This window comes from Sphingomonas sp. ABOLG (assembly GCF_003950435.1).
Classification (GTDB): Bacteria; Pseudomonadota; Alphaproteobacteria; order Sphingomonadales; family Sphingomonadaceae; genus Sphingomonas; species Sphingomonas panaciterrae.
This window is the reverse complement of record NZ_QQWW01000007.1, coordinates 44,320-60,895: the sequence shown is the minus strand read 5'-3', so window position 1 is coordinate 60,895 and position 16,576 is coordinate 44,320. Positions and strand designations below refer to the sequence as shown.

13 protein-coding genes are annotated in these 16,576 nt (G+C 68.3%); 2 read left to right on the top strand and 11 right to left on the bottom strand.

The annotated features are described in order from the left end of the window. Positions 1 to 23: 23 nt before the first annotated feature. Genes CA236_RS09930 through parE form a run of 3 tightly spaced genes read right to left on the bottom strand, consistent with a single transcriptional unit; the run spans position 24 to position 4,608 of the window. The gene (locus tag CA236_RS09930) at positions 24 to 335 is read right to left on the bottom strand and encodes a hypothetical protein (RefSeq protein WP_125945487.1); all 312 of its coding nucleotides are present in this window, start codon (positions 333 to 335) and stop codon (positions 24 to 26) included. Further along, the gene (locus CA236_RS09925; RefSeq protein WP_125945486.1) at positions 336 to 2,597 is read right to left on the bottom strand and encodes a VacB/RNase II family 3'-5' exoribonuclease; all 2,262 of its coding nucleotides are present in this window, start codon (positions 2,595 to 2,597) and stop codon (positions 336 to 338) included. A gap of 31 nt (positions 2,598 to 2,628) precedes the next feature. After that, entirely contained in the window at positions 2,629 to 4,608 is a 1,980-nt protein-coding gene (parE, locus tag CA236_RS09920) for a DNA topoisomerase IV subunit B (protein WP_125945485.1), read from the bottom strand. A 162-nt stretch (positions 4,609 to 4,770) separates the two neighbouring features. Between parE and CA236_RS09915 the strand changes: the two genes are divergently transcribed. Continuing rightward, positions 4,771 to 5,634: an outer membrane beta-barrel protein gene (locus tag CA236_RS09915; protein WP_125945484.1), complete on the top strand. Its 864-nt coding sequence runs from the start codon at positions 4,771 to 4,773 to the stop codon at positions 5,632 to 5,634. 147 nt (positions 5,635 to 5,781) lie between these two features. On the opposite strand, the gene CA236_RS09910 is transcribed toward CA236_RS09915, so the two are convergent. Further along, a complete protein-coding gene (locus tag CA236_RS09910; protein ID WP_125945483.1) occupies positions 5,782 to 6,507 on the bottom strand; it encodes a GcrA family cell cycle regulator in 726 nt (241 codons plus the stop codon). 69 nt (positions 6,508 to 6,576) lie between these two features. On the opposite strand from CA236_RS09910, the gene CA236_RS09905 reads away from it, so the two are divergent. Further along, positions 6,577 to 7,443: an ABC transporter permease gene (locus tag CA236_RS09905; RefSeq protein ID WP_125945482.1), complete on the top strand. Its 867-nt coding sequence runs from the start codon at positions 6,577 to 6,579 to the stop codon at positions 7,441 to 7,443. 7 nt (positions 7,444 to 7,450) lie between these two features. On the opposite strand, the gene CA236_RS09900 is transcribed toward CA236_RS09905, so the two are convergent. The 7 genes from CA236_RS09900 to murB all read right to left on the bottom strand — a co-directional run bounded on the left by CA236_RS09900 (position 7,451) and on the right by murB (position 16,572). Further along, the gene (locus CA236_RS09900) at positions 7,451 to 8,629 is read right to left on the bottom strand and encodes a deoxyguanosinetriphosphate triphosphohydrolase (protein WP_125945481.1); all 1,179 of its coding nucleotides are present in this window, start codon (positions 8,627 to 8,629) and stop codon (positions 7,451 to 7,453) included. Beyond that, the gene (locus CA236_RS09895) at positions 8,626 to 10,695 is read right to left on the bottom strand and encodes a tetratricopeptide repeat protein (RefSeq protein WP_125945480.1); all 2,070 of its coding nucleotides are present in this window, start codon (positions 10,693 to 10,695) and stop codon (positions 8,626 to 8,628) included. Before CA236_RS09895 ends, CA236_RS09900 begins: the two co-directional genes overlap by 4 nt. A 113-nt stretch (positions 10,696 to 10,808) precedes the next feature. Next, positions 10,809 to 12,335, bottom strand: a complete 1,527-nt coding sequence (gene ftsZ / locus CA236_RS09890; protein ID WP_125945479.1) for a cell division protein FtsZ — start codon at positions 12,333 to 12,335, stop codon at positions 10,809 to 10,811. A 108-nt stretch (positions 12,336 to 12,443) separates the two neighbouring features. Beyond that, complete coding sequence (gene ftsA / locus CA236_RS09885) at positions 12,444 to 13,703, bottom strand: cell division protein FtsA (RefSeq protein WP_046409295.1); 1,260 nt, start codon at positions 13,701 to 13,703, stop codon at positions 12,444 to 12,446. Between the two features lie 51 nt (positions 13,704 to 13,754). Continuing rightward, a complete protein-coding gene (locus CA236_RS09880) occupies positions 13,755 to 14,684 on the bottom strand; it encodes a cell division protein FtsQ/DivIB (protein ID WP_125945478.1) in 930 nt (309 codons plus the stop codon). Next, complete coding sequence (locus tag CA236_RS09875) at positions 14,681 to 15,676, bottom strand: D-alanine--D-alanine ligase (protein WP_197075507.1); 996 nt, start codon at positions 15,674 to 15,676, stop codon at positions 14,681 to 14,683. The genes CA236_RS09880 and CA236_RS09875 overlap by 4 nt, the downstream gene beginning before the upstream one ends. After that, entirely contained in the window at positions 15,643 to 16,572 is a 930-nt protein-coding gene (gene murB, locus CA236_RS09870; protein ID WP_125945477.1) for a UDP-N-acetylmuramate dehydrogenase, read from the bottom strand. The genes CA236_RS09875 and murB overlap by 34 nt, the downstream gene beginning before the upstream one ends. Between the last annotated feature and the right edge of the window lie 4 nt (positions 16,573 to 16,576).

The window sequence follows — 16,576 nt, the reverse complement described above, 5'->3', positions numbered from 1 at the left end:
CCACGGCCGCCAGTCAGGTGAGGTCAGCGGCCGAGCGCGAGCGCGCCGGCGGCAGCGAATCCGGCGACCGCGACGGCGCCGAGCAGGCGCGCCAGTTCTTCCTTGCGGAAGTGGACCAGCGCCTGTTCGTTGAGCCAGTACAGATGCTCGCCCTCCTGAACCACGGCGCGGAACTTCACCATGCGTTCGAGCAGCCGGGCCTCGCGGCGGCTGAGTGGGGCCAGCAGGGTCGCGTTCGCCGGCTTGATCGCATTGGCGGCGCGCAGCCGCTCGACCAGTCGGTCCTGCGTGCGCGTGGTGTAACGCTCACCCAGACGCATCACGATGTTCGCCATCTATCGTCTCCCACCCTTGTGCCGAATGTTGCCAGGCCGACCGCGGCGCTTCAGCACGCGCGGCGCCTTTGACCCCGCACCGTCGCGGCGTGACGGACGGGCGCCCTTCCCTTCCTCAAGCTCGAAGCGGAGCGCACCGGACACTGGATTGGCATCCGCCAGCCGCAGCTTCAGCCGCATGCCCAGCGTATATTCGTCCCCGCTCGTCTCGCCGACCAGGCGCTGCCCGGCCTCGTCATAGCGGAAATATTCCTGCCCGAGGTCGCTGATCGGCATCAGCCCGTCGCCGCCGACGCCCTCGACCGTAGCGAAGAAGCCGAAATTCTGGATGCCGGTGATGCGCGCATCGACCACTTCCCCCACCCGTTCGGCGAGGAAGGCGGCGACATAGCGATCGATCGTCTCGCGCTCCGCCTCCATCGCGCGGCGTTCGAGCTTGCTGATCGTTTCGCCCAGCCGCTCGAAATCCTCGTCGCCGTTGAGGCCGCCGGCGCCAAGGCCATAGGCGCTGGTCAGCGAGCGATGCACGAGCAGGTCGGCGTAGCGCCGGATCGGCGACGTGAAATGGCCATAGGAGCCGAGCGACAGGCCGAAATGGCCGTGATTGGCCGGCGCATAATAGGCCTGGGTCTGGGAGCGCAGGATCTGCTCCATGACCTGCGGGCGGAAATCGGCGTCGCCGACCCGATCGATGATATGGTTGAAGGTCGCGGGCTTGATGACCTGACCCAGCGCAAAGGGGACGTCGAAGGTCGCGAGATATTCCTTCAGCGCGACCAGCTTCTCCCGCGCCGGCGGTTCGTGGACGCGGTACATGACGGGGGCCTTCTTCGCCTCCAGCGCCTTGGCCGCCGCGACATTGGCGGCGATCATGAAATCCTCGACCAGGCGGTGCGCATCCAGTCGGTCGCGCGGCGCGACGGAGAGGAGGCGGCCCTTTTCGTCCAGCGCCACCTGCCGTTCGGGAAGGTCCAGCGCCAGCGGCTCGCGCTTGTCACGTGCGGCGGCGAGCAGTGACCAGCACTCCCACAGGTCCTTCAGCGCGGCCAGGATCGTGGCGCTGTCCCCGGCAGGCGCGCGCCCGTCCACGGCGGTTTCGAGCGGCAACGGCGAATCCGCGTCGATCGCGGCCTGCGCATCCTCGTAAGCGATGTTTTGCGCGATCCGCACCACCGCGCGCGAAAAGCGCCAGGTCTTGAGCGCGCCGGTCTTGCTCACCTGAAGGTGGCAAACGAGCGCGGCGCGATCCTGCCCCTGTTTCAGCGAGCAGACGTCCGCCGACAGCACCTCGGGCAGCATCGGGACGACGCGATCGGGGAAATAGACCGAATTGCCGCGCCGCCGCGCCTCACGGTCGATCGCCCCGCCCGGCCGCACATAGAAACTGACGTCGGCGATTGCGACCAGCGCGCGATAGCCACCGGGGTTGCCGGGATCATCATCGGGCGTGGCCCAGATCGCATCGTCATGGTCGCGCGCGTCGGCGGGATCGATCGCGACGATCGGCAGATGAGTCAGATCCTCCCGCCCCTCGCCCAGCGGCTGGGCGGCGACCCGCTGCGCCTCGTCCAGCGTGTCCTGATCGAAAACGTTGGGAATGTCGTGCTTGTGGATCGCGATGAGCGAGAAGCTGCGCGGTGCGAAGGGATCGCCCAGCCGCTCGACGACCTTGGCAGTGATGCGCGGCGGGCGGCCGGCCCGTTCCGCCAGCACGAGATCGCCGGGCTGCGCGCCGCCGGCGTCCGAGACGGGAAATTCGCGCCGCTCCTTCTTCTCCACGCCTTGGAGCCACAGACGATCGCCCTCGCCGCGCAGAACGCCGATGATCTGCTCGGCGGCGGGCGCGAGCACCTTCATCGGATGGGCGATCCAGCCGCCGCCGAGTTCTTCGGTGCGGGCCAGCACGCGCATGCCGACGCCAAGGTCGCCGCGTCGCCGCTCGCGCACGCGGATGCGGGGCGCCGCGACCTCCGCCTCCCAGCGTTCCGGCGTGGCCCAGATCGCGCCGTGATCGTCGGCATCGACGATGCGCAGCACGGTGACCTTGGGCAGCCCGCCCATCTTGTGGAAGGCACGGCCGGGGGCGCTGTCGATCAGCCCCTCATCGGTCATGTCCTTGAGCAGTGCCTTCAGGCCGATCTTCTCCTGCGCGGTGAGGCCGAAGGCGCGGGCGATTTCCCGCTTGCCGGCGGGCGTATCGCTCGTGGAGATGAAATCGAGGATCTGCTGGCGGCTCGGGAGCCCTGCCTTTGGTTTGCGCATCGATCCTAGATAGGAACTTGCGCCCCCCGGGTCACGCGTCGATCGCTTCTTCGTCCATCCGCGCGGCATTCTCCTGGATAAAGGCGAAGCGGTGCGCGGGATTGGTGCCCATCAGCCGGTCGACCAAATCCTTGACGCCCGCGCGCTCCTCATATTCCTGCGGCAGGGTGATGCGGATGAGGCTGCGGGTTTTTGGGTCCATCGTCGTTTCGCGCAGCTGACCCGGATTCATCTCCCCCAGGCCCTTGAAGCGCGACACCTCCACCTTCTTGCCGCGGAACGCCGTGCGTTCGATCTCGGCACGATGCGCGTCGTCGCGGGCGTAGAGCGACTTCGCGCCCGAGGTGATGCGGTAGAGCGGCGGCTGCGCCAGATAGAGGTGCCCGCGCCGGACGAGATCGGGCATCTCCTGGAAGAAGAAGGTCATCAGCAGGGTGGCGATATGCGCGCCATCGACATCGGCGTCGGTCATGATGACGATGCGTTCGTAGCGTAGATTGTCGGGGCGGCATTCCTTGCGCGTGCCGCAGCCGAGCGCCTGGATGAGATCGGCGATTTCCTGATTGGCGAGGATCTTCGCACTGGTGGCGGAGGCGACGTTCAGGATCTTGCCGCGGATCGGCAGGATCGCCTGTGTCTTGCGGTCACGCGCCTGCTTCGCGCTGCCGCCGGCGCTGTCGCCTTCGACGATGAACAATTCGGTGCCGCCGGGGGCGTTGGCGGAACAGTCGGTCAGCTTGCCCGGCAGCCGCAGCTTGCGCGAGGAGGTCGCCGTCTTGCGCTTGACGTCGCGTTCCTCCTTGCGGCGGAGGCGATCGTCCATCCGTTCCAGCACATAGCCCAGCAGCGCGCGACCGCGGTCCATGTTGTGCGTGAGGAAGTGGTCGAAATGGTCGCGAACGGCCTTTTCGACGAGGCCGGCGGCCTCGGGCGACGTGAGCCGATCCTTGGTCTGTGACTGGAATTGCGGATCGCGGATGAAGACGCTGAGCATCAGCTCGCTGCCGACCATCACGTCATCTGCGGTCAGATCCTTGACCTTCTTTTCCTTTACCAACTCGCCAAACGCCCGCAGGCCGCGGACCAGCGCCTGGCGCAGACCCTGTTCGTGCGTGCCGCCATCGGGCGTGGGGATGGTGTTGCAATACCAGGAATAGCTGCCGTCGGACCACAAGGGCCAGGCGACCGCCCATTCGACGCGGCCGGCCTCTCCCGGAAACTCCTGCGACCCGGTGAAGAAATCGGCGGTGGCACATTCGCGCCCGCCGACCTGTTCGCGCAGGTGATCGGCAAGGCCGCCGGGGAACTGGAACACCGCCTCTGCCGGCGTATCGTCCGAGATCAGCTCGGGCGCGCATTTCCAGCGGATCTCGACCCCGGCGAACAGATACGCCTTGGACCGCGCGAGCCGGTAGAGCCGTGCGGGCTTGAAGCGCAGATCGGGCCCGAAAATTTCCTCGTCCGGGGTGAAGGCGACCGACGTGCCGCGCCGATTGGGCGCCGCGCCGACATTCTCCAGCGGGCCCAGCGTCTGCCCCTTGGCGAAGCGCTGGCGGTAGAGCTGGCGATCGCGCGCCACCTCCACCACCGTGTCCGACGACAGCGCGTTGACGACCGAGACGCCGACGCCGTGGAGGCCGCCGCTGGTCGCATAGGCCTTGCCCGCGAACTTGCCGCCCGAATGGAGCGTGGAGAGGATCACCTCCAGCGCGCTCTTGTCCGGGAACTTGGGGTGCGGATCGACCGGGATGCCGCGGCCATTGTCGACGATGGTCAGGCGATTGCCCGGCGCCAGCGTGACCTCGATGCGGGTGGCGTGGCCGGCCACCGCCTCGTCCATCGCATTGTCCAGCACCTCGGCGGCGAGGTGGTGAAGCGCGCGCTCGTCGGTGCCGCCGACGTACATGCCAGGCCGGCGCCGGACCGGCTCCAACCCTTCCAGCACCTCGATTGATGAGGCGTCGTAAGCGGGGGTGGGAGCGGCGGCACGGAACAGATCTGGATCAGCCATGGCTGCGCTATAGCAGAGGCATCGGCAGTCGTGACCTGTTGCCGCGCTGCAACACATTTTTCCCGTTTCGGCACAAACGCGCGCTGGCATGCATCCTTTCTACCGCCTGCCCCGTTCGGGCCTCCGCATGTGTTTGTTGTGTAAGTAACGAAAGGGTTGCGTATGAAGTCCTTGTTCCTCGCGGGCATTGCCGCCGCTTTGGTCGCTCCGTCGATCGCCTCCGCGCAGACGGCCGACGAAGATGGCTTCTCCGGCGTCTATATTGGCGCAGCCGGCGGCTATGATGTCCAGCCGAACGATCGTGGCTCCTCGATCCTGTTCGACACCAATCTCGATGGCCGCTTCGGCGATGCGGTGAACACCGCCGCTGGCGCCAACGCCTTCGCACCGCCGGTTGGCGGCTTCTGCAACGGCCGCGCGCTGGCCGGCACTTCGCCGACGAACCCGACCTCGCCCGCGGCCTGTGCCAAGGACAAGGACGGCTGGGCCTATTATGGCCGCATCGGCTATGACTATCAGCGCGGCGGGCTGGTCCTCGGTGCAGTCGGTGAGTTCGGCAAGAGCGAGATCACCGACAGCGTGTCGGCCTTCTCCAGCACGCCGGCCTCCTACGTCATGACCCGCTCGATCGACTGGGAAGCGTCGATCCGCGGCCGCGTCGGCTACACGCCGAACAACCGCACGCTGTTCTACGGCACCTTCGGTCCGGGCTATGCCCGCATCGACCGTGAGTTCTCCACCACCAATGCGGTGAACGGCTTCTCCGAATCGGGCAAGCGCAACCACTGGGGCATCACCGGCGGTGGCGGCATCGAGCAGAAGGTCGCCAACAACGTCTCGCTCGGCCTTGAGTACATGTACCACCAGTACAAGGACGACGATTACCGCGTCCGCGCCGGCAACGCTGGCGACACCGCGGCGAGCAATCCGTTCCTGCTGGTGAATGGCAGCGGCACCGACTTCCGTCGCAGCGACGACAAGTTCCGCTGGCACTCGATCCGCGCGACGGCGGCCTACCGCTTCTAAGCGACACTGCGGTGACCGGGCGGGGAGTTCGCCCGGTCATCCAGGGTCTGCCATCCCCCGACGGGCGAACGGCAGATCGGAGACAAAGAAAAGGGCCGCGGCGAGCAATCCTCGCCGCGGCCCTTTTCTATTTGCCTGAGCGCGTGCTCAGCGCATCCGCGGGCCACCGAAGGGCAGCGGCGCGGCGCGGCGATCGCGGCGCGGGAGCTGCGCCTGATAGGCGTGGCCGCAATGTTCGACGCAATAGGGGAAGCCGGGGTTCACCTTCTCACCGCAGAAGTGGAAGTCCGGCTCACCCGGATGGCCGAGCGGCCATTTGCAGACCTTGTCGCTGAGATCGAGCAGGCTGGTCTTGCCGGCAATCTCCGGCGACGGCTTGGCCGGAACCAGGCGGCGCGGCGGTGCCGGGGTGCTGGGTGCCTGCTGCTCACCGGGGGCCTGCCGCACGAAGCCGCCGGGACCGACCGAGCGGACCATGCGCATGGATTCGGGCGACCGCTCCGGCTCGAGCGGGGTGGTGATGGTGATCGGCTTGGGCGCGGACACCTGAGTCACCGCCGGGGTCGGCGAGGCCGCGCGCGGTGCGGGCGCCGGCGGGGGAGCAGGTGGCGGCGGCGCGGGAGGTGGCGGCGGCGCAGCGACCACCGGCTCGGGCGCGGGCGCCGGCTTCGCGGCGGCGGCAGCAGCGGCAGCCTTCGCCTCCGCGTCCTTCGACACGACCGGCGACGGACGGGATTGCAAGCCCAGACGGTGCGCCTTGCCGATCACGGCATTGCGGCTGACCCCGCCCAGCGCCTCTGCGATCTGGCTGGCCGTCTGGCCGCCTTCCCACATCTTGCGCAGCGTATCGATCCGTTCCTCGGTCCAGGACATCGGTCTTGTCGTTCCTTCACTTCTTGCGCCGGTTGCAGCGGGCGGCGGCAGCGACTACGCGAACACGCGATGAGCAGCCACCCCCCACTTGGCCGGACGTCCGCCGACCATCACCGTTCCTTGATCAGGAGCGCACCCGGTGTTCCGTCAATCCGCAACGTGAACTGGGGTGGCCTGAAGACCTTATATGTGAAGGAGGTGCGGCGGTTCTTCAAGGTCCAGCTGCAAACGGTCTGGGCGCCGGCGATCACCACGCTTCTGTATCTGGTCATTTTCACCGTCGCACTGGGCGGGCGCAGCGAAGTGCACGTCGGCGGCTCGACCGTCGCCTTCGCCGATTTCGTCGCGCCCGGGCTGATCGTGATGGGGATGCTCAACAACGCCTTCGCCAACGCCAGCTTCTCGCTGCTCGTGGGCAAGATCCAGGGCACGATCGTCGATTACCTGATGCCGCCGCTGTCGACCGCCGAGCTGCTGACCGCGCTGACCGGGGGCGCGGTGACGCGCGCCTTCCTCGTCGGCCTGACCGTCTGGCTGGCGATGTCGCTGTGGCCCGGCGTCCATGTCATGCCGGCGCATCCGCTGGCGGTGCTGTGGTTCGGGCTGCTGGGATCGGTGTTCCTCGCGCTGATCGGCGTGCTGACGTCGATCTGGGCGGAGAAGTTCGATCATGCCGCGGCGGTGACCAACTTCGTGGTCGCGCCGCTGACGCTGCTGTCGGGCACCTTCTATTCGGTCGATCGCCTGTCGCCGGTGTTCCAGACGATCAGCCACGCCAATCCGTTCTTCTACATCATCTCGGGCTTCCGCTACGGGTTCCTGGGGATCGCCGACTCCCCCGTCGCGCTGGGCAGCGCGGTGATTCTGGCGCTCGACATCGTGCTTGGCCTCATCTGCTACACCCTGCTGCGGCGTGGGTGGCGGCTGAAGAACTAGGCGCCGGTCAGAAGCCCTCGGGCATGTCGATCGGGCCGATCACGCGGGTATATTCGCGCACCGCATAGCGATCGGTCATCCCGGCGATGTAATCGGCAATGTGGCGGCTGAGGCCGGGTTCGTCGGCGGGCAGCGTGCTGCGCCACTCGTCCGGCAACAGCGCGGGATCGGCGCGGAACGCGGCAAACAGCCCGGCCACGATCCGGTGCGCGGCGTCGGCCGCCTCCAGTTGTCGCGGATGATGATAGAGGTTGGCGTACATGAACCGCTTCAGGTCGCGTTCCGCAATGCGCATCTGATCGGAGAAGGCGACCAGCGCCCTCCCCGCGGCCCGGACATCATCGACGATTTCGACACCGGACGACGCGATGCGCGCCTTTGTCTCGGCGATGAGATCATTGACCATCACGCCGATCTGACTGCGGACGAGCTCGCGCGCCTGCCGCCGCTCACTGACGTCGGGGAAGAGCGAGCGGACGCGATCCCAGCCGGACGCGACCAGCGGCACGGCGAGCAGCTGGTCGACGCACAGCAGCCCGGCGCGCAGCCCATCGTCGATGTCGTGATTGTCGTAGGCGATATCATCGGCGAGCGCGGCGACCTGCGCCTCGAGACTGGCATAGGTATCCAGTTCGAGCTGCGCCTCCTCATCCGCCTGCCGCAGCGCCCATCCCGGATGACGTGCGGGGCCATTGTGCTTGGCCAGCCCCTCCAGCGTGTCCCAGGTGAGGTTGAGGCCATCGAAGCGCGGATAGGCACGCTCGATCCGCATCAGCGTGCGCAACGTATGGCCGTTGTGATCGAAGCCACCGGCGTCCGCCATCGCCGTCTTCAGCGCATCCTCGCCGGCGTGGCCGAAGGGCGGATGACCGATGTCATGGGCGAGGCACAGCGCCTCGGTCAGATCCTCGTTCAGGCCCAGCGCGCGGGCGATGGTGCGTCCGATCTGCGCCACCTCCAGGCTGTGGGTCAGACGGACGCGGAAATGGTCGCCATCCGGGGCGAGGAACACCTGGGTCTTGTGGCGCAGGCGGCGGAAGGCGATCGAGTGGACGATGCGGTCGCGATCACGCTGGTAATCGTCACGCGGGCCGCGCTCGCCGGCTCCCCCGGACTTGCTTTGTTCTTTGTGAAGGCGGCCTCTGCTGTGCGCCGGGTGCGATGCCCATGGCGCAAGCATTGTCACTTGGCGGGAAGCCTCGTCATCTTCTGGCCCTTCTCGCTGGTGAAGGCGAAGGCGGACACCCCCTGCTTGGCGAGGGTATTGATGAACTCGCGCGCCTCCGCATCGGTCTTGAACGGACCGGTCACCACGCGATTGGTGAAGCGCAGCGGCGTGGTATAGGCGGTCTTGCCCTTGAGCGCGTCGGCCTTCTTCTGCGCCGCGGCCCAGGCCTTGGGCAGGTCATCCTTATTGGCGCCGCCAGCGACCTGAACCCAGATGCGCGACGGTTCTGCCTTGGCGGCCTTTGCTTCCTCGGCTGCCTTCTTGGCCTCTTCCGCCTTCTTTGCGTCGGCCAGCTTCTTCGCGGCGGCCGCCTTGCGCTCTGCCGCGAGCTTCTTGGGATCGGGCGCGGGCGGTTCCTTTGCCGCCGGGGTCGGCTTGGGTTCGGGCTTCGGCGTTGCCGCTGGCCTGGGCGACGGCGCAGGCGTCGTGGTCGTCGGCGCTGGAGCCTGCGGCGGCGTGGCGGCTTCGCTCACGGGCGCGGGGGCGGGCCGCGGCGGCTCGGGCGGACGCACCGGGGCGACGCCAAGCTCCTCGCCGGGAATGGTGATGCCGGCCATGATCCGGGCGAGGATCGTATCCTCGCTGACCGCGGGACGTGCCGGGATCGGCGCGGCGTCGGCCGTGTCGACGCTGCGGGCCGGCAGGGTCGCGGCGGTCGGCGCCACGGAGGTGGGTGCAGGGGTACGCGGCAGCGACGGCGCCGGCGTGGTCGTCGGCGGCGTGGTCGCGACCTGAGTGCGGGGCGGCACATAGGCCGGGCGCGCTGGCGCAGGGGTATATGCCGGGGTGGTGGTCGCAACCGAAGTGGGTGCCGGCGTTGGCGTTGCCAAAGTGGTTGGCGCCGGAACCGGCTGGCTGACGGTGGGAGCGGTGGTCGCGGCGCGGCCGAGGTCCTGAACCACCGGCTTGGGCGCGGCGAATTCTACGCCGGCGTAGCGTGGCGGCTGGAGCGTGTCGGCCGTTCCCCGGGCGGGGTTGGCCTGCTGGCGGCTCGCAATGGCCACGGCCGGCGCCGGGGTTTGGCGGGGCCGCGAACGGGCGGCGCGCGCGTCCGCGGCACGCTGACGCTGCTGCGCCAGGGCGAGTTCGCGGGCGCGCTTCGCCTCTTCGCGCGCGAGGCGGCGCTTGGTGCGGGCGTCGACCGGCGCAGTGGCAGCCGGCGCGGGAGTTGCGGCGGCGACCTGGACCGGCGGGCGCGCTTCGGGTGCGAGCGGCGGGAGCGCGGGGGCCATACGCGCGTCAGCCAGCCGCTGAGGCGTCGCGCGCAATTCGCCGAAATGAACCGCAAAGGCGCGATCGACCGGCGACAAAGCCTCAAGCCGGGAGAAGAATGGCGACAGCGCGGCGCCCATGCCGCGCGGCATCATGGTGCTGGCGATCTTCTGCGCACCCGGCACGTCGCCAGTCATGGCGAGGATGAAGGCGCGCACCCGCCAAGCACTGCGATCGTTGTGGCGCAGCTGTGCGTCGATGGCGTCGAGTGCCTCCTTGCGGCGGCCGCTGATGCCGAGCGAGAGCGCGTAGCGGCGCTGCACCTCCTCGTCCGGCGATGCCTTCAGTGCGACGCGATAGTCGCGCTGGGCGCGTTCCTGTTCGCCGATCAGATCGTAGGCGAGACCACGGTCGCCGGCGAAGGTCGCCGGGCTGAGGCCATAGCCGACCGCCTGGTCGAAATAGCGCAGCGCCTCGCCGGGACGCTGCTGCGTCACCAAGATCCGCGCCATGCCGGCCTTCACGCGGCCGTTCATCGGATCGACGTTCTCTGCGCGCTTGAACAGCGAGGCGGCGGCGTTGACGTCGCCGAGCTTCAGCGAAAGCTCCCCGGCGGTGATCAGCGAGCTGAGATCGCGCGGATTGGCACCGAGCCGGCGCATCGCATCAGCAAGCGCATCAGCGTCCGGCGTCGGCCGCGGGGCCATCTGACCGGGGAGGCTTTGCACCATCTGCCCCGGCGCGGCCTGGGCGAGCGCCTGAGGCGAGCCAGCGAGGGCCGCGGCAAGAATCAGGGGGCGAGAAAAAGACATGAGCTGATTGCGTTAGAGACGAAGCGGGATGAACGGGCAATGAGTCCCCTTACCTGCCGCGCCAGGACGCACGGGGCGGCCGACGAATGCCGGCCGCCCGGAGCTTTGGTTCGTTACTGGTTGTTCTGGCGGTGCAGGAAGCGCGGGATGTCGACCTGATCCTTCGATTCCGCATCCTCCGCGCGCGGCGTGCCACGCGAGGCGTTCTGCATCCGCTCGAACAAGGTGCCGCCAAGCTTCACGCGCGGCTGGGGCGGAACCTCGTCAGCGGCTTCGTTGCCGCCGGAGAGCCAGCGACGGCGCGGCGCAGCGGCCGGCTCGTCATCGCCGAACACGCGCGGCTGCGCAGGCGCCGCCGTCGGAGCGGCCGGAGCCGGCACGACGGTGTCACTGCCGAGCAGCAGTTCGTCCGACGCCTCCTGCTCGACGGCGCGAGCAGCCGGGGACGGCTCGACCGCCGGCGTTGCGCCCGGCGTGGGCACGCCGCCCGACATCGCACCGGCAGCAGCACCGGTGGGCTGCGGCGCCGGCGACTGGACAGGAGCAGCGGCCGGGGCGGCGGGCGCAGGCGCGGCAGGCGCAGCGGTTGCCGTCGGCGCGGGCGTTTCGATCCGACGCGGCGCGGAGAAGCTGAACGCGCGAGCGGGCTCCGCCTCCGGCGTTTCGGCCTGCTGCACAGCCTCGATCCCGGTAGCGACGACCGACACGCGGATGCGGCCTTCGAGCTCCGGATTGAACGCCGAACCCCAGATGATGTTGGCTTCGGGATCGACCAGCTCGCGGATGTGGTTCGCCGCCTCGTCCACCTCGAGCAGGCGCATGTCCTCGCCGCCGGTGATCGAGATGATGACGCCCTTCGCGCCCTGCATCGACACGCCGTCGAGCAGCGGGTTGGCAATCGCCTTCTGCGCGGCGACCAGCGCGCGGTCGTCGCCTTCCGCCTCGCCCGTACCCATCATCGCCTTGCCCATCTCCTGCATCACCGAGCGGACGTCGGCGAAATCGAGGTTGATGAGACCCGGCATGACCATGAGGTCGGTGATGCCGCGAACGCCCTGCTGGAGCACCTCGTCGGCAAGCTCGAACGCCTGCTTGAAGGTGGTGTTGGCGTTGGCGATCAGGAACAGATTCTGGTTCGGGATGACGATCAGCGTATCGACGAACTTCTGCAGTTCCTCGATGCCCTGGTCGGCCGACTTGCCGCGCCGCTTGCCTTCAAAGGCGAACGGCTTGGTCACGACACCCACGGTCAGGATGCCCATGTCGCGCGCAGCCTTGGCGATGACCGGTGCGGCGCCAGTGCCCGTGCCGCCGCCCATGCCGGCAGCGATGAAGCACATGTGTGCGCCCTCGAGCAGCTTGGCGACCTGCTCGATCGTTTCCTCGGCCGCGGCACGGCCGATCTCCGGCCGGCTGCCCGCGCCAAGACCCTGGGTGATCTTGGCACCCAGCTGGATCTTTTGCGGTGCGATCGACTGCTTCAGCGCCTGCGCGTCGGTGTTCGCGACGAGAAACTCGACGCCCTGCACGTCCGCCCGCATCATGTTGGCAATCGCGTTGCCACCAGCACCGCCGACGCCGATCACGGCGATCTTCGGGGTGAGCTCGTCCACGTCGGGTGCAATGAATTCGATGCCCATCGCCAATCTACTCCGTCAGTTCGGGCACCAAACACTGGCCCGTCATCGCCATTAATCTTAGTGCAACACAACGTCGCCGCGTGCCAGCCGAAAAGCGGCGCAGGGCGATCAATAATTCGCCTTCGCCGCCTGGAACAAACGCTTCAGCGCGCCGAGCCCCTTTTGCCGCACGACCATCTGCTGTTGCGGCACGAGGCCACGCAGGTCGACAGGGTCAGATGCGGCAAAGAATGCCAGCCCGGCGAGCGTGGCGAAACCCGGGCCGCCATGCGCATCGGGCAGGCCGACCAGCCCGCGCGGCCGGCCGACGCGCACCGTGCGCCCGAGCACCTGCTGCGCGTAATCGGCAATGCCCTTCAGCTCTGCGCCGCCGCCCGTCAGCACCACCTGACGGCCGACGGGGCCTTCGAACTTCAGTTCCTTCAGCGCGGCCTGCACCTCGTTGATGAGATGTTCGAGCCGCGTGCGGATGACCGAGATCAGCGCCGCCTTCGTGATCTGCAGCGGATCGGTATCGTCATCGGCACGGCCGGGACGAATCGCGATCATCTCGTGATTGTCGCGCGGCGATGCATTGGCCGAACCATGGAAGCATTTCATCCGCTCCGCCTGGCTGCGCGACGTGCCAAAGGCAGAGGCGATATCGTCGGTGATGTCGCACGCGCCGACCGGAATCGACTTCAGGCCGACCAGCATCCCGCCCGCGAACAGCGACACGTTGGTCATGCCCGCGCCGATCTCCACCAGCGCGACGCCAAGATCGCGCTCCTCCTCGCTGAGGCAGGCGAGCCCGGTCGCGACCGGCGAGGCGATGATCGACTTCACCTCGAGATGCGCCGAGCGGACGGTGAGATCGAGATTGCGCACCGGCGAGCCATCCGCCGCGATGACGTGGATGTGGACGCCGAGCCGATCGGCATGGAGGCCAAGCGGCTTCTTCACGCCGGTCAGGCCATCGAGCGTGTAGAGCGCCGGCTGCGCGTGGAGCACCATGCGGCCCTGCGGGTCGATCGCCGAGCGACCTTCCTGCAAAAGCGCGTCGATATCCTGCTGCTCGATGCGGTGGCCGTTCAGCTCGACCTCGATGAACGCCTCATCGCTGACGAGCCCGCCGGCGGAGAAACCCGCCCAGACATTCTCGATGTTGAAGCCGGCGATCCGCTCCGCCTGCGCCACCGCCTCGCGCACGGCCACCTCGGTCAGTGCCATGTCGGCGATATAGCCGCGCTTCACGCCCTTTGATTCGCGCTGGCCAGTGCCCAGCACGACCAGTTCGCCGCCGTCGCCACGCTGGGCGATCATCGCGGACACCTTTGACGTGCCGATATCGAGCGCGGTGATGATGCCTTCCGGTGCCGCTTTCGCCATGCCCTGTACCCCTGTTCCCTGCCCCGAGAATGTGGCCCTATTACCCGTGTCTTAGACGTCGTCGATGCGTTCCAGTCGCGCGCTCTGGATGGAGGGTCCGGCGGCCGCCCCGGTGCCCGATTCCGGCACCGCCTGCTCCATGTCGGTCCCCGGCTTTCGCGCCACCAGCTTCGCCGGGTCGCGCATGTCGAAGCGCAGCCAGCCCTTGCCCAGCAGCGACCGCGCGCCGTCCAGCTCCGCGAACTTGACCAGTGCGGCGGCGGCGCCCTCCTGCGGCAGCGCCAGCGTCTCGCCGGTATCGAAGGTCAAATCCCAGCGGCGATTGCCGACCCAGCTTGCCGCCTTGATCCGCGGCTTGAGCGCCGGGGCAGCCGCGAGCAGGCGCTGATAATTCGCCTCCTGCCGATCGGCGCCCGGGCCGATCACCAGCGGCAGATCGGGCATCCGGTTGCGATCGACCGGCTCCAGCGGGACGCCCTTCGCATCGATCAGCGTCAGCTGGCCGCCATTCTGCCAGATCGCCGCGGGCTCCCGCTCGACGATATGGATCAGCAGGCGATCGGGCAGCCGGCGCGCGACATAAGCGTCGGCGATCCAGCCATAGGCGAGCAGCCGCTCACGGATCAGGTTCAGGTCGACGCGCAGCATCGCCTTGGGCTGATCCTCAAGCGCGACGGCGTAGACCGTTTCGCGGTTCATCCGCTTGATGCCGGTGATGTCGACACCCTCGACGTTGAGGCCAAGGCGCCCGGTGCTGTCGGCGACCGCGGTGCCAATCGCGGCCGGCACGCCGAACCATGACGCGGTGGCGAGCGCGGCGGCGCCGCCAAGACCGAGGATCGACCACGTCACCGCGCGGCGAAGCGCCGCCTCGCTCAGCGGCAGGGCAGCGATCAGCCGGTCGCCGAGCGACTTTTTCGGGGGACCGCGACGGACGGTCGGCCGACGCTGCGGCGCGCCGCGGGTGATCGAGCGGCTCATGGCGTCCCCTCTTCCGTGGTGGCGCCGTCCTTCATCGCGCCGTCCTTCATCGCCTCATCGACGATCGCCTGGACGAGTTCGGGGTAGCTGATGCCGAGATGGCGCGCCTGTTCGGGCACCAGGCTGAGCGGGGTCATGCCCGGCTGGGTGTTCACCTCCAACAGGAACAGCCCCTCGACGCCGCGCTCGTCATCCCAGCGAAAATCAGCGCGGCTGCAGCCCTTGCAGCCCAGCAGCTCATGCGCGCGAAGGGCGAGCGCCTTGCACGCCTCGGTGATCTCGTCAGGCACCGGCGCGGGGAAGATGTGCTCGGTCATCCCCTCGGTATATTTGGCGTCGTAATCGTACCAGCCGGACTTTGGGCGAAGCTCGGTCACGCCGAGTGCCTTGTCGCCGAGCACGGCGGTGGTGAGTTCGCGGCCGCGCACATAGGGCTCGGCAAGAAGCTGGTCGAACTCCTGCCACGGGCCCATCGCCTCACGGCTGATCGGGTGACCGTAATTGCCGCCATCAGTGACGATCGCGACGCCGACCGAGGAGCCTTCGTTGACCGGCTTCAGCACATAGGGGCGCGGCAGCGGATCGGCGATGTAGAGATCCTCGCTGGCGACGATACGGCCGCCGGGCATGGGCACGCCCTGCGGCACCAGCGCCTGCTTGGTCAGCACCTTGTCGATCGCGATGACGGAGGTGGCGAGCCCGCTGTGGGTGTAGCGCAGCCCCATGATGTCCATCAGGCCCTGGATCGAGCCGTCCTCGCCCGGTGAGCCGTGGAGCGCGTTGAAGACAAGGTCGGGCGCCGCCTCCGCCAGTCGCGCGGCGACGTTGCGGTCCATGTCGATGCGGGTGACGCGGTGGCCGAGCAATTCAAGCGCGTCGGCGATGCCGTTGCCCGACATCAGCGATACCTCACGCTCGGCGGACCAGCCGCCCATCAGCACGGCGATATGCAGTTGGCTCACGATGCCACCCCCACGCGCTGGATTTCCCATTCGAGGGTCACGCCGCTCTTCTCCTTCACCCGCCGCCGCACGTCTTCGCCCAGCGCCTCGATATCGGCGCTGGTTGCCTGCCCAAGGTTGAGCAGGAAGTTGGTGTGCTTCTCGCTGACCTGCGCGTCGCCGCGGCGAAGGCCACGACAGCCGGCCTCGTCGACCAGCGCCCAGGCCTTGTGACCCGGCGGGTTCTTGAAGGTCGAGCCGCCGGTCTTGGAACGCAGCGGCTGCGAGGCCTCGCGGCTGGCAGCGATACGGTCCATTTCCTCCTGGATCGCGGCGGGATCGCCCGGCTGGCCACGGAAGGTGGCGCTGACCACGATCGCGCCGTCGGGCAGTTCCGAATGGCGATAGCTGTAGTGGAGGTCGGCGGCAGACAGCGTAACCAGCTCGCCGGAGCGCAGCACGACGTCGCATTCGACGAGGATGTCGGCCGTCTCGCGGCCATAGGCCCCGCCGTTCATGCGCACGAAGCCGCCGACGGTGCCGGGGATCGAGCGCAGGAACTCGACGCCCGCAATGCCCGCGTCGCGGGCGGTGGAGGAGACCAGGATCCCGCTGGCGCCGCCGCCGCAGCGCAGCGTCGTCGGGTCGATCACCTCGACCTTTGCAAAGGGCTTGCCGAGACGGACGACCACGCCGGGTACGCCGCCGTCGCGAACGATCAGGTTCGAGCCGAGGCCGAGCGGCATCACCGGCACGGCGGGGTCGAGATTGGCGAGGAACTTCGCCAGATCATCGACGGTCGCCGGTTCGAGCAGCCATTCGGCCGGGCCGCCCGACTTGAACCAGACGAGCGGGGCGAGCGGCGCGTTCTGCGTCAGGCGGCTCTGCACCGGCGCGCGGGCGGTCGCGGTGTCTTCGGTGCCGGCTGCGGGCGTTGTTTCGTCCATCGTG

Excerpts from the sequence above, each read along its gene's own strand:
- CA236_RS09930 (WP_125945487.1), bottom strand. The coding sequence starts at position 335 with ATGGCGAACATCGTGATGCGTCTGGGTGAGCGTTACACCACGCGCACG.
- CA236_RS09925 (WP_125945486.1), bottom strand. The coding sequence starts at position 2,597 with ATGCGCAAACCAAAGGCAGGGCTCCCGAGCCGCCAGCAGATCCTCGAT.
- parE (WP_125945485.1), bottom strand. The coding sequence starts at position 4,608 with ATGGCTGATCCAGATCTGTTCCGTGCCGCCGCTCCCACCCCCGCTTAC.
- CA236_RS09915 (WP_125945484.1), top strand. The coding sequence starts at position 4,771 with ATGAAGTCCTTGTTCCTCGCGGGCATTGCCGCCGCTTTGGTCGCTCCG.
- CA236_RS09910 (WP_125945483.1), bottom strand. The coding sequence starts at position 6,507 with ATGTCCTGGACCGAGGAACGGATCGATACGCTGCGCAAGATGTGGGAA.
- CA236_RS09905 (WP_125945482.1), top strand. The coding sequence starts at position 6,577 with ATGAGCAGCCACCCCCCACTTGGCCGGACGTCCGCCGACCATCACCGT.
- CA236_RS09895 (WP_125945480.1), bottom strand. The coding sequence starts at position 10,695 with ATGTCTTTTTCTCGCCCCCTGATTCTTGCCGCGGCCCTCGCTGGCTCG.
- ftsZ (WP_125945479.1), bottom strand. The coding sequence starts at position 12,335 with ATGGGCATCGAATTCATTGCACCCGACGTGGACGAGCTCACCCCGAAG.
- ftsA (WP_046409295.1), bottom strand. The coding sequence starts at position 13,703 with ATGGCGAAAGCGGCACCGGAAGGCATCATCACCGCGCTCGATATCGGC.
- CA236_RS09880 (WP_125945478.1), bottom strand. The coding sequence starts at position 14,684 with ATGAGCCGCTCGATCACCCGCGGCGCGCCGCAGCGTCGGCCGACCGTC.
- CA236_RS09875 (WP_197075507.1), bottom strand. The coding sequence starts at position 15,676 with ATGGGAAATCCAGCGCGTGGGGGTGGCATCGTGAGCCAACTGCATATC.
- murB (WP_125945477.1), bottom strand. The coding sequence starts at position 16,572 with ATGGACGAAACAACGCCCGCAGCCGGCACCGAAGACACCGCGACCGCC.